This is a genomic window from Nonomuraea sp. NPDC026600 (assembly GCF_040638335.1).
Taxonomy (GTDB): domain Bacteria; phylum Actinomycetota; class Actinomycetes; order Streptosporangiales; family Streptosporangiaceae; genus Nonomuraea.
In genome coordinates this window covers 95,649-108,090 of the sequence record NZ_JBEZYD010000020.1, presented here as the reverse complement: position 1 = coordinate 108,090, position 12,442 = coordinate 95,649, and the positions used below count along the sequence as shown (strand labels likewise).

The window sequence follows — 12,442 nt, the reverse complement described above, 5'->3', positions numbered from 1 at the left end:
TCGGCTACTTGGTCGGCTTGGCCAGTCCGACGGAGACCAGATCGATGCCGCCGGAGAACGAGGCGGACTGGTACGCGCCGGCGATGTTGGCGCCCGAGACGAGGACGTACTTCTCGTAGGCCAGGGGCACGATCGGCGCCAGCTTCATGATCTGCTTGTCCAGCTCGCCGTAGGCGGCGTTCGCGGCCGTGACGTCGGGCATCGCGGCGATCTCGTCGATGCGCGCGTTGATCGCCTTGTCGTTGATCTGGGCGAGGTTCGCGTTGCCCTTGTCGGTGATGTTCCGGCCGTCGAACAGCGGCGGCAGGAACGTCGCGCCGGAGGCCCAGTCGGGGCACCAGCCGGTGACGGCCGCGTCGTGCTGCTGCGCGGGCGTGCCGATCACCTCGTAGTAGGTGGAGGTGTCGATGTTGTTGATCTTCACCTCGATCTTCACGGCCTTGAGGGCCTCCTGGATGGCCACGGCGACCGCCGACATCTTCGCGTCCGGCCGGGTGTCGAGGGTGAGGGTGAAGCCGTCGGCCTGGCCCGCCTCGGCGAGCAGCTTGCGGGCGGCTTCGACGTCGGTGGGATAGGGGTCGTAGTCCACCCGGCCGGCGACCGTCGGCGGCTGGATGGAGGTGCCCTTGGCCGCCAGGCTCGTACCGCCCATCCCGGCCACCACGGTGTCCTTGTTGATGGCGTAATTGATGGCCTGGCGCACCCGTACGTCGTCCAGCGGCTTCTTGGTGGTGTTCAGGCCCATGTAGGTGGTGCAGCCGTTGAGCCCGCTCAGCGAGCGCGCCTTGAGCTGTGGAGTCTGCACCCGCGCCACGGTCGCCGCCTGGATCGTGCCCCCGACGGCGTCGGCGTCGGCGCCCTGCCCGGCCAGCATGCGCTCGTCGATGGTGGCCGGGTCCAGCCCGAACGTCCACTCCCAGGCGTCCGGCTTGGCCGCCCTGACGGTGTCGGTGGTGGCCTTCCACTGCGGGTTGCGCACCAGCTTGAGCGAGGAGCCGCGCTGGTAGCTCGCCAGCTTGTACGGCCCCGACGCGATCGGCTTGGTGTCGAACGCGGCCGCCGCGCCGGTCCCCTTGGGGAAGGGGGTGAAGTTGGCCATGGCCAGCGCGCTGGGGAAGTCGGCGAACGGCTTCTTGAGATGGAAGACGATGGTCTTGGCGTCAGGGGTCTCGATCGTGTCGAGGTCACCGGACAGGTAGGGCCCCTTGTAGTCCTTGGGCGCGTCGAGGAGCAGCTTGGCGTACGGCGAGCCGATCCCGGCCTCCGGGTCGAATCCGCGCGAGGCGCCGAACTTCACCGCCTCGCTGTTGATCGGCGTGCCGTCCTCGAAGAACAGGTCGTCCTTGAGGGTGAAGGTCCAGGTCTTGGCGCCGTCGGACGGCTTGCCCGTGTCGGTGGCGAGATCGGGCACGATCTTCGTGCTCTCCGCGCCGGGGCCCGCGCCGAACGCGGTCAGGCCCCGGTAGATGAGCCGGAAGAAGTTGTTGACGCCGCCGTCCCAGCCGCGCGCGGGATCCAGGTGGGAGAAGTCCGCCTTGACCAGGAAGTGCACGGTGCCACCCGTGGCGGCCGCCTTCGCTGATGACCCGGACCCCGTTGTGGTCGCGGCGCCGCCGCCGCCTCCACAGGCCGCGAGCGCCAGCACGGTGGTCACCGCGACGCCCGAAAGCGCAGCCGATCTCCTCATGTCGCCTTCTTTCTGAAGATCCCTCGACAGCCAGCCATCCGTCCCGCGCGACGCCGTTCGGCCACCGTCGGTTCGTCAGTAATGTGTGGCATTGCACTGAACCATAGGTGTCTGCCGGGTTGACTGCAAAGGGTTGCGGCGAGGAATTCATCGACCGTAACCAGACCGTAAACCGGGAAATGGTCTAATTCAGGAGGCGCCCCGCGATCCGTACCAGGTCAGCGGGGTGCGGCGCGGCCACCGTGCGGCCCGCGAACGTGGCGCTCGCCGCCACCGAGGAGTCCAGCCACCCGTTGACGCCCTTCACCACCAGGTCGCCGAGCTCGCCATCGGTCAGGCGGAGCACCGCCGCCCCGCCCCGCGCGGCCACGACCTCGACGTCCCCGAGCGGGGTCCGCACGCCGACCGGGCCGTCCTGCTCGTCCTGGACGAGCACGGTGAGGTAGTGGACGTCCCGGTCCGGGTGGCTGCGCAGGAACGCGTCCGCCCGGCCGTACAGGATGGACAGCGGGCCGGGTGTGGCGGGCAGCGGCTCGGAGGGGCGGAAGAGCGAGCAGGGCTCCATGTTCTCGTCGAGCGTGGGCACCGGGCCGTCCACCAGCACCCGGCCGCCGCGGGCGAGATGGCCGGCCAGCAGCCGCTGCACGTGACGGTGCATGAAGGGCCCGCCGGGCACGGTCACCGTCGCGAAGGCGGCCAGCCGATCCGGCGTGACCGTCTCCAGGTCGAGCAGCGCGTAGTCGCGGCACCGCGCCCGCATCCGGTCGTGGAAGGCGCGCAGCGTCCGGCCGCACTGCGGGCCGTCGGCGCCCGACAGAGCGGCGATCCCGGCATAGGGCAGGTACAGCCCGAAAGCCTCCGACGTCACCGGGATGCACTCCAGGAACTCGGCTCCGTGGCGCGCGAAGAAGCCCGCCAGCGCGTGGACCACGGGTGCCTTCGCCGAGGCCGAGCCGTCCGCCGCGATCGGCGCGCAGTCGGGATAGCTGCCGGTGTGGGCGGAGTCCAGGTCGGGCGGCCAGCCGGAGGTGGACACCCCGGTGTAGACGTTGACGCCGGTGGCCCCGGCGGCCAGGGCGAGCAGGCTCTGGTGGAAGCTCGTCGCCGCGTCGACGTAGGCGGGGTCGTAGAGCTGGGAGAAGCCCCAGTTCTCCTCCATGTTGGGGCCGGGGGCGCGCTTGGCCGCGATCACGTAACGGGCCTGCGCGTCGGGGTCGGCCGAGACGACGCCCATCCAGTTGGTGAAGCCGTAGGAGATGCCGTCCCACAGCTCGGGGCGGACGCGGGCCAGCCAGTCGTCCAGCTCCGCCACGGTCGGCGGGTTGAGGTTGACCACCACGGGCAGTTCCGAGCCGACGGCCCGCACCGAGACCCGGTAGACCGCCGCCAGGTACTCGGCGTGGCAGCGACCCCAGTCGGCCTTCGCCCGCGGACCGGACCCGGACGGGCGCGGCGGCTCGATCTCCGCCCACCCGCCGAACGACGTCTGATGGACGCGGTTGTACGCCTGGAGCGTGCCGTACCAGGCCCGCAGCCGGTCACGGAAGAAGGCCAGCCCGGACGGGCTGTAGTCGTAGGCGGTCAGGGGCAGCGCGCCGCTGGTGTAGATGCCTTCGTTCGCGATCTGCAGCGCGACGACCGGGCCGCCGTCCACGAGCACTTCCTTGCCCACCGCCGACAGCCACTCGCCGGCCCTGGCCAGGAAGACGGCGCCCAGCGGCGCGGGCAGCGGGCGTCCGGGGACGTGGGCGGGCGAGTCCGACCAGCGGGAGGGGGCGCCCGACGCGTCGAGCAGCGCCTCGATCGCCGGGTCGGCGTCGGGGCAGACCCAGTCGGGCAGCCCGCCGTAGGTGACCTCGGCGTGGATGAACGGGCCCGGCTTGGCCACCACCTTCAGCCCGAGGTCCCGGCAGAGCGCCAGGAAGCCGATGACGTCCCTGGACGGATGGGTCGCGCCGGTGAAGTCGGGCGCCGTGCCCGGCTCGGGCTGGTGGTGGCGCCAGGGCAGGTAACAGGTGATCACCTCGATGCCCAGCTCGTCGCGTACGGCCCGCAGCCGCTCCGCCCAGACGGCGGGATCGTCGCGGTAGTAGGGATAGTCGGCGGTGACGAGCACCCGCGGCTCGCCGTCGACCACGGCGACCCCGTCGCGGAACTCGATGGACACGCTCACACTCCTCATGCCTTGAGCCCGGTGAAGGCGATGCCCTGGAGGATGCGGCGCTGGAAGACCAGCAGCACCCCGATCACCGGAATGACGGCGAGCGTGGCGCCCGCCATGATGTAGTACGCCCGGCCGCCGTCAGGGCTGGCCACGAGCTGCTGCAGCGCCAGCGGCAGGGTGTAGAGGTCCGGGTCGTTGAGCACGACGAGCGGCCAGACCAGGTCGTTCCAGTGGAACAGGAAGCTGGTGATCGTCACGACGGCCAGCACCGGCTTCGACAGCGGCAGCACGATCCGCCAGAAGATCTGCATCCGGCTCGCGCCGTCGATCAGCGCCGCCTCCTCCAGCTCGGACGGGAGCGACAGGAAGAACTGCCGCAGCAGGAAGATGTCGAGCACCGAGGCGATGTTGGGCACGATGAGCCCCCACCCGGAGTCGAACATGCCGAGCGCCTGGGTGATGTGCAGACGCGGCACCAGCAGCGTGATCGTCGGCACCATCATGCCGCCGAGCAGCACCACGAACAGCTTGTCGCGGCCCGGGAACGGGATCCTGGCGAAGGAGTAGGCGGCCAGCGCGTCGATGAGCAGCTTGGCGGGCACCAGGACCAGGCACACCCACACGCTGTTGACGAAGGCCCGGCCGAGCCCGCCGACGTTCAGGACGTAGTCGTAGTTCTCCAGCGTCGCCGCCCACTCGCCGGTCTTGCGGTCCACGGGCAGCAGGTTCGGCACCTTGGTGTAGATGTCGTGGCCGTGCTTGAAGGAGGTGGCCAGCATCCACAGGAACGGCACCACCGACACGGCCGCCAGCAGCACGAGGGCGACGTAGATCGACGCCTTGCGGGCCCTGGTCATGACGCCTCCTGCTTGACGAACCTGAACTGCAGAGCGGTGATGATCATGATGAAGATCAGCAGGATGAACGACATCGCGCAGGCGGCGCCCATGGCGTCGTAGCGGAAGGCGAACAGGTACAGGTGGAGCACGTAGCTGAGCCCCGACTGCTCGGGCCCGCCGGTGACGCTCCGCCCCGACCCCGAGAAGATCACGTACACCAGCCCGAACACCTGCAGCGCCGCGATCACGCCCGTCACCAGCAGGTAGAACGTGGTCGGGCGGAGCATGGGCACGATCACCCGCCAGAACCGCTGCCACGGCCCCGCCCCGTCGATGATCGCCGCCTCGCGGATGGTCCCCGGAATGCCCTTCAGGCCCGCCAGATAGATGATCATCGAGATGCCGCACTGCCAGGCCGAGATGAACGCCAGGGCGGGGATGACCAGCTCGGGGGTGTTCAGCCAGTTCTGGCCGGGGATGCCGACCAGGCCGAGCACCGAGTTGATCAGGCCGTACTGCGGGTCGTACAGCCAGCGCCAGATCGCGCCCACCGCCGCCTCGGCCGTCACCACCGGCAGGAACAGCAGCAGCCGGAACAGGTTCGCCCCGCGCCGGACCGCGTTCACCAGCAGCGCCTGCACCAGCGCCGCCACCATTGTCAGCGGCACGGCGATCAGCGTGTACTGCAGGGTGACCTGCACGGACTTCCAGAAGTGCGGGTACTTGACGTCGTCGAACATCAGGTCCGCGTAGTTGGCGAGTCCCACCCAGGAGGCCGCCGAGCGCAGGTTCCAGTCCGTGAAGCTGTAGTACAGCGCCGACAGGGCCGGATACAGCAGGAAGACGGCGAAGTAGGCGACCGCGGGGGTGACCAGGAGCCACCCCACCAGGCGGTCGTTCGTGCGGCGGCGCGGGCGCCTCCTGGGACGGGTCGCCACCTCCTTCCGGCCCTCCAGTACGGGTGCCGTCACCTCAGCCGGTCCAGCCCAGCAGGGACCGGGTCTTGCCCGCCGCGTCGGTCAGCGCCTGCTGGGCGGTGGCCTTGCCGGTCAGCGCCGACTCCAGGGCCGGGGCGATGATCTCGTCGTTGACCTGGATCCACTGCGGCACGGCCGGCCGGGCGTGCGCCACCTTGAGCTGCTCCAGGAACGCCGCCTGCTCGGGCCCGGCGGCGACGACCTGCGCCTTGAGGTTGACCGGGAAGCCGCCGAACGCGTCGGCGATGACGCCGTTGTTCTGGGCGTCGGTCAGGAACGCCAGCCACTTCCAGGCCAGGTCGGCGTTCTTGCTGGTGGAGAAGACCACGGAGTCCTCGCCGCCGATGTTGCCCGCCGGCTCGCTCTTGTACGGCAGGGGCGCCACGCCGAAGTCCAGGTCGGGGAACTGCTCGTGGATCGTCGGCACGTCCCACGGCCCGGAGATCGTCATGGCGGCCAGGCCGTTCTCGAAGGGTTTGTCCGAGTCGGTGATCTTGCGCGGCGACGACTTCAGCAGATCCACCCACAGCTGCAGCGCCTCGACGGCCGGCGGCTGGTCGAACAGCACCTTCTTGCCCGCGTCGTCGACCATCTGGCCGCCCGCGCCGTGCACGATGCCGGGGAACATCCAGGCGCCGTAGCCGTCGCCCTTGGGCACGTTCATCCCGGCCACGCCGGCGTCGGCCTGGTGCACCCGGGCGGCCGTCGCCTTCATCTCGTCCCAGGTCTTGGGCGGCGCCGGGACCAGCTTCTTGTTGTAGAACAGCGCCACGCAGGTCTGGTCGGCGGGCAGGCCGTAGAGCTTGCCGCCGGCCCGGTTGGTGTCGAGCGCGCCCTTGTAGAAGGCGCTCTCGTCGATCAGCCCGGCGGGCACCTCCTTGATCGTGCCGTCCAGCGCGTACTTGGAGACCAGGGGCTGGTCGAGGATCCCGGCGTCGGGCGCGCTCTTGCCGGCCACGGCGCCGCCCAGCTTGGTGTTGTAGTCGTCCTTGGGGATCTTGACGAGTTTGACCGTGACGCCGGGGTTGGCCTTCTCGAAGTCCTTGCGGACCTTCTCGATGACCTGACCGGCCTGCGGTGTGCGGTCCTGGTACATCCAGAAGGTGAGCGTCTTCTCATTGCCCGACCCCTGGCCGCCGCCGCAGGCGGCGAGCCCGGCCACGAGTACCGCCACCGCGGCTCCTCGGACGACTGCTCGGCTCATTGTCTACTCCTCATCGGGGGGATGGCCAGACCATAATCTAAGTCGTGAATAAAGTCAGGAGCACCGAAGAAACACTTCGGTAACACCAGGCTTCGCGCTGTGAACTAACATGACGGAGCACTCGGGAGAGGACGGCGACGATGGGCACGCCACAGCGCAGGACGGTGCGGGACCTCCGCAGGGGAAACCGCGCGATGCTCCTGCGGGCGCTGTACTTCGGCGGCCCGGCCAGCCGCAACGACCTGTGCGGCGTGACCGGGCTGAGCGCGGCGACGGTCAGCACCATGACGGGCGACCTGCTCGCCGACAACGTCGTGGTCGAGGCGGGTCAGGTCGACTCCGACGGAGGCCGCCCCCGCGTGCTGCTGCGCGTCAACCCCGTCTACGGCTACGCGATCGGCGTGGACGTGGGGGAGACGCAGGTCCGGGTCGAGCTGTTCGACATGGAGATGAAGGAACGCGCCAGGGCGCACTACGCGGTGCGCTCGGCCAGGCACGACCCCGAGCTGGTCGCCCGCCACATCCTCACCGGCGTCGACGCGGTGATCGCCGAGGGCGGGATCTCCGCCGGCCAGGTGCTGGGCGTCGGTGTCGGCGTGCCCGGCATCGTCGAGCCGGGCCCCGACGCGCTGGTGCGCGCCAAGACGTTCGGCTGGGAGGCCGTCCCGCTCGGCGCGCTGCTGCGGGCGGGCACCTCGCTGCCGCTGTACGTGGACAACGGCGCCAAGACGATGGGCCAGGCCGAGCTCTGGTTCGGTTCGGGACGCGGCACCCGCGACGCGATCATGGTGCTGATGGGCTCCGGCGTGGGCGGCATGATCGTCGCGGACGGGAGCATCTACCGGGGCGCGGGCAAGGCCGCCGGCGAGGTCGGCCACCTCAAGGTCGTCGCGGGCGGCCGGCCCTGCCGCTGTGGCGCGCGCGGCTGCCTGGAGGCGTACGTGGGCGCCGAGGCCGTCCTGGAGCGGGCGGGCGTCGTCGCCGACTCGGCCGATGAGGAGTCGGCGCTGGCCGGGGTGCTGGAGTCGGGGTCGCCGGTCGTCGGCGAGACCGTCGAGATGCTCGGGGCCGGCCTGTCGAGCCTGGTCCACCTGTTCAACCCGGAGCGGATCGTGATCGGCGGCTGGGCGGGCCTGATGCTGGGCGGGCGGCTGCTCGACGAGATCCGCGCCGCGACCGCCGCCAACACGCTGGCCCAGCCGTTCAGCGGCGACTCGATCGTGCTCGGCCGCCTCGGCGCGGACGCCGTCGCGCTGGGCGCCGCCACGCTCGTCATCGAGGCGTTCTTCCGGGAGGCCGCCTTCCGGCAATCTGTCACGACTATTGCCTAAGTGTTAAATAAAGTCGCTCTATCGCAGGCGCACGCAGTCGGGGTCGAGGCCCTCCACCCCGCCCACACCCAGGAGTTGCAGCGTGCGGACCAGCTCGGCGCGGAGCAGGGCCAGCACCCGGTCCACGCCCGCCTCCCCGCCCGCCATCAGCCCGTACAGGTAGGCCCGGCCGACGAAACAGGCCCGCGCGCCCAGCGCCACCGCGATCGCGATGTCCGCGCCGCTGCGTACCCCGCCGTCCAGGAACACCTCCGTACGGTCGCCGACCGCGGCCACCACCTCCGGCAGCAGCTCCAGCGGGGTCGGAGCGCGGTCGAGCTGGCGGCCGCCGTGGTTGGAGACGACCAGCCCGTCCACCCCCACCGCCGCCAGGTCCTTGGCGTCGTCCACCCGCTGCACGCCCTTGACCAGCAGCGGTCCCGGCCAGACCGACCGGATCCACTCCAGGTCCGGCAGCGTCACCGTCGGATCGAACATCAGGTTCGTGATCCCCGCCAGGTCGTCCGGCGCGCCGTCGACGGTGGCGAAGCGGAGCGGCTCGCTGGTGAGGAAGTCGAACCACCAGGCCGGCCGGCTCATCGCCTGCAGAACGCCGCGCCAGCGCAGGGCGGGCGGCATCGTCATGCCGTGCCGCACGTCACGCAGCCGCGCCCCCGCCACCGGCACGTCCACGGTGACGACCAGCACCTCCATGCCCGCCTCGCGGGCCCGGTCGAGCGTCTCGCGGCTGCGCCCTCGGTCGCGCACGACATAGAGCTGGAACCAGTTCCAGCCGCCCGGCGCCGCCGCCATCACGTCCCCGGCCGTCGTGGTCCCCATCGTGGACAGCGTGTACGGCACGGCCGCCCGGGCCGCCGCCCTGGCCACGGCCCGCTCGCCCTCGCGGTGCATCATCCGGGTGAACCCGGTGGGCGCGAGCACGACCGGCATCGCGATCCGCTTGCCGAGCACCTCCACCGCCGTGGGCGCCTCGGACACGTCCCGCAGCACCCGCGGCCGCAGCTCGGCCCGCGCGAACGCGGCCACCGACCTGGCCAGCGACCGCTCCGCCTCGGCCGCGCCGTCGACGTAGTCGAAGACCACCCGCGGCGCGCGCCGCCACGCCAGCCGCCGCACGTCCGCGAGATCGGCCGCCTCGGCGAGCCGCCGTTCCCTCGACGGGAACGGCCGCGGCCGGGGCGGCAGCACGGCGCGCAACTCCCGCCAGCGCGGCATACGCCGCGGATCCCTCGCCGTCGGCTCCATGCCCAGAACGCTATCAAGCCGGTAGATCCCGGTATACGCCCTCACTCACGCGCCGCCCAGCGAGCTCGCGCCTACCGCCCGCCGCCCGGCGCGCTGCTCTCGCGAGGCGCGGCGCGCGCTGGCCACTCGCGAGCCGTCACGTGGGGTGATCTACCGTGGTCCCATGCGCGACGACTGGCTCACCCTGGTGGCGGACTCTCCGGCGGCCAGGGCCACCGGTGCCGAGCTGGTCGCCCGGTGGGCCGAGCCGCACCGCCGCTACCACACGCTCGCCCACCTCGCCGCCGTGCTCGCCGCGATCGACCGGCTGGCCGGCGCCGCCGACGATCCCGTCGCGGTGCGGCTGGCCGCCTGGTTCCACGACGCCGTCTACGACGGACGGCCGGGCTGGGACGAGGAGCGCAGCGCCCAACTGGCCCAGGCGCGGCTGCCCCGCTGCGGCGTGCCCGCCGACAGGGTCGCCGAGGTGGCCAGGCTGGTACGCCGGACGGCCGCGCACGACACGCTGGCCGAGGGCGACCGCGACGGCGCCGTCCTGTGCGACGCCGACCTGGCGGTTTTGGGCGGTCCCGGCTACCAGAGCTACACGGGCCAGATCCGCCAGGAGTACGCGCACGTGCCCGACGAGCTGTTCCGCCAGGGCCGGGCCGGGGTGCTGCGCCGGCTCCTGGCCGTACCCAGGCTCTATCGGACGGACGAGGCGCACGAGCTGTGGGAGCGGCCCGCGCGGGCCAACATGAGCGCCGAGCTAGCGGCGCTTGCGGCGGCGCAGCCCGGCGGCGATGAGGCGGCGCAGTAACTCGCGCGAGCTGACCGCCTCCGCGCCCAGCTCCACGGCCTGGGCGTGCACGGTCTCCGGCACGTCGTAGTGGTCCCGGTCGAACGCCCGCTCCGGCACGCCGAGCCGTACCGCGAAGGCGTGCAGTTCGTCCAGGGAGCTGTCGCTGACCAGGTGCGACCACATGAGGCCGCGCGGCCCCGGCCAGGCGGGGGGATCGATGAGCACCGTCACGACGTCAAGGTTAGGAGGTCAAGGGTAGGACCCTGCCCCGCACGGCCAGCTCCACGAGGTCCTTCACCACCACGTCGGCGTCCTGCGAGCTCAGCTCGGCGATCTCGCCGTGCCGGTCGACCGCGACGACGAGCCCGAAGCCGCCCTTGCGGCCCGCCTCGATCCCCGGCAGCGCCGCCTCGACCAGGGCCGCCTTGGCCGCGGGCAGGGCCAGGCGGCGGACCGCCTCCAGGAACAGCGCGGGGTCCGGTTTGCCCGGCAGGTTCATCAGGGCCGCGTCGTTGCCGTCGACCAGCAGGTCGAACAGGTGCAGCACGCCCGCCGAGCCGACCAGTTTACGGGCGTGCAGGCTGGCGGAGACGGCCGCGGTGCGCGCCCCTCTGCGGCGCAGCTCGTGCAGCAGCGCCACGGTCGAGGGGAAGGCGGCCACCCCGTACTTGTCCACCTGCGACATGAACAGCCGGTCCTTGGCCAGGCCGAGCCCGTGCACGGTGGGCGCCCCCGCCTCGTCGTCGGGGGCGCCCTCCGGCAGCGTGATGCCGCGGGAGGCGAGGAACATACGGACGCCGTCGAGCCGCGGACGGCCGTCGACGTGGCGCAGGTAGTCGTCGCGGATGTCGAAAGGCGCCGAGCGTCCGCGCAGGAACGCGTCGAAAACATGCTTCCAGGCGGCCGCGTGCCCCCGAGCGGTGTCGGTGACCACGCCGTCGGTGTCGAAGACGACGGCGCTGATCGCGGTCAGGTCGATGACGGGCTCGTTCACACCTGTGAACGTAACCGCTCTACCACGCTACGGGTAGCTTCTCCACGCCATAGACGATGGCGAGCTTTCTGAACGGCACCTCACCCGCCACGTGGAGCCCCGGAAAGCGGCGCAGCAGCGCGGGGAAGGCGATGCGCATCTCCATCTGGGCCAGGGGCGCCCCGATGCAGCGGTGGATGCCGTGGCCGAAGGCCAGGTGCGAGCCCGCCGTCGCGCGCTCCGGCCGGACCTGCTCGATCCCCTCGCCGAGGTGGGGGTCGCGGTTGGCCGCCGTGAGCGAGCAGAGCACCATCTCGCCCTTCTTGACCGTGTGGCCGAGCAGGTCCAGGTCCTCGCGGGCGAAGCGGGGGAAGGCCACCTGCACCACGGTCATGTACCGCAGCAGCTCCTCGACCACCTGCTCGACGTAGTCGTCGTCCTCGCGTACCCGGGCGGCCTGCTCGGGGTTCTCCAGCAGCCAGAGCGTGCCGAGCGCGAGCATGCTCGTGCTGGTGTCGTGGCCGCCGGTGAGCAGGCCGTCGGCCATGCTGGCCAGCGTCCGGTCGTCGAGATCGTCGCCGTGCTCGCGCAGCAGTTGCCCGAGCAGGCCGTCGCCGGGGTGCTGCCGCTCGCGGGCGACCAGGTCCGTCAGGTACGCCATCGCGTCGTTGACCGCCTGAAGCGACGCCTCGGGCCCCGCGGTGAGATCGAAGCGGTTCGTGCTGAGCTTCAGGAAATCGGACCGTTCCTCGTACGGCACCCCCAGCAGCTCGCACACGACCAGGGACGGGATCGGCAGCGCGAACGACTCCATCAGATCGGCGGACGAGCCCTTGGCCGCCATCCGGTCCAGGTGCTCCTCGACCATGGCCTCGATGCGCGGCACCAGCCTGCGCAGGCGGCGCATGGTGAACTCCGGCGTCAGATACTTGCGCAGCCTGGTGTGCTCGGGCGGATCCCGGAAGCCCAGGCCGCCCGGGTCCTCCTGGCTGGTGCCCAGGCCGATCACGTTGCCGAAGTCGTTGCTGAACCGTTCGTGGTCGGCCAGCACGCCGCGCACGTCCTCGTACCGGGTCACCAGATACACCGTCTGGTCACCCGGGATCCGCATCGGGAACACCGGCTGCTCGGTACGGATGCGGGCGAGCTCGGCCACGGGATCGAAGCCCTCGCGCATGAACTGGACGAGGGGGAAGTCGTCTGTGTCTGACATCGAAATCCGTCCTGCTGGGGATACATCG

11 protein-coding genes are annotated in these 12,442 nt (G+C 71.2%); 2 read left to right on the top strand and 9 right to left on the bottom strand.

The features are described 5' to 3' along the window. Positions 1-4: 4 nt before the first annotated feature. The 5 genes from AB0F17_RS37115 to AB0F17_RS37095 form a co-directional block, all read right to left on the bottom strand. Positions 5-1,687 (bottom strand): ABC transporter substrate-binding protein, encoded by a 1,683-nt coding sequence (locus AB0F17_RS37115; RefSeq protein ID WP_358032576.1) that lies wholly within the window; start codon positions 1,685-1,687, stop codon positions 5-7. 184 nt (positions 1,688-1,871) lie between these two features. After that, positions 1,872-3,854: a beta-galactosidase gene (locus tag AB0F17_RS37110; RefSeq protein WP_358032573.1), complete on the bottom strand. Its 1,983-nt coding sequence runs from the start codon at positions 3,852-3,854 to the stop codon at positions 1,872-1,874. 11 nt (positions 3,855-3,865) lie between these two features. Then, positions 3,866-4,708 carry a carbohydrate ABC transporter permease gene (locus tag AB0F17_RS37105; RefSeq protein ID WP_358032571.1) on the bottom strand — a complete coding sequence of 281 codons (843 nt, stop codon included), beginning with the start codon at positions 4,706-4,708 and terminating at the stop codon, positions 3,866-3,868. Further along, positions 4,705-5,661 (bottom strand): sugar ABC transporter permease, encoded by a 957-nt coding sequence (locus tag AB0F17_RS37100; protein WP_358032568.1) that lies wholly within the window; start codon positions 5,659-5,661, stop codon positions 4,705-4,707. The genes AB0F17_RS37105 and AB0F17_RS37100 overlap by 4 nt, the downstream gene beginning before the upstream one ends. 1 nt (position 5,662) lies before the next feature. Further along, positions 5,663-6,871 carry an ABC transporter substrate-binding protein gene (locus AB0F17_RS37095; protein WP_358032565.1) on the bottom strand — a complete coding sequence of 403 codons (1,209 nt, stop codon included), beginning with the start codon at positions 6,869-6,871 and terminating at the stop codon, positions 5,663-5,665. Positions 6,872-7,011: 140 nt separating this feature from the next. Between AB0F17_RS37095 and AB0F17_RS37090 the strand changes: the two genes are divergently transcribed. Further along, a complete protein-coding gene (locus AB0F17_RS37090) occupies positions 7,012-8,202 on the top strand; it encodes an ROK family protein (protein ID WP_358032563.1) in 1,191 nt (396 codons plus the stop codon). Positions 8,203-8,220: 18 nt separating this feature from the next. Here the strand turns inward: AB0F17_RS37090 and AB0F17_RS37085 are convergent, their stop codons facing one another. After that, a complete protein-coding gene (locus tag AB0F17_RS37085; RefSeq protein WP_358032560.1) occupies positions 8,221-9,447 on the bottom strand; it encodes an alpha-hydroxy acid oxidase in 1,227 nt (408 codons plus the stop codon). A 163-nt stretch (positions 9,448-9,610) separates the two neighbouring features. Between AB0F17_RS37085 and AB0F17_RS37080 the strand changes: the two genes are divergently transcribed. After that, entirely contained in the window at positions 9,611-10,246 is a 636-nt protein-coding gene (locus AB0F17_RS37080) for a metal-dependent phosphohydrolase (RefSeq protein WP_358032557.1), read from the top strand. Here AB0F17_RS37080 and AB0F17_RS37075 read toward each other — a convergent pair. From AB0F17_RS37075 to AB0F17_RS37065, 3 genes are read right to left on the bottom strand one after another with little or no spacing between them, the layout of a single operon-like run. Next, positions 10,196-10,459 (bottom strand): DUF4031 domain-containing protein, encoded by a 264-nt coding sequence (locus AB0F17_RS37075; RefSeq protein ID WP_358032554.1) that lies wholly within the window; start codon positions 10,457-10,459, stop codon positions 10,196-10,198. The genes AB0F17_RS37080 and AB0F17_RS37075 overlap by 51 nt on opposite strands. 10 nt (positions 10,460-10,469) lie before the next feature. Beyond that, positions 10,470-11,222, bottom strand: coding sequence for an HAD family hydrolase (locus AB0F17_RS37070; protein ID WP_358032551.1), 753 nt, complete (start codon positions 11,220-11,222; stop codon positions 10,470-10,472). 19 nt (positions 11,223-11,241) lie between these two features. Continuing rightward, positions 11,242-12,414, bottom strand: a complete 1,173-nt coding sequence (locus AB0F17_RS37065; RefSeq protein WP_358032547.1) for a cytochrome P450 — start codon at positions 12,412-12,414, stop codon at positions 11,242-11,244. Positions 12,415-12,442: the final 28 nt, after the last annotated feature.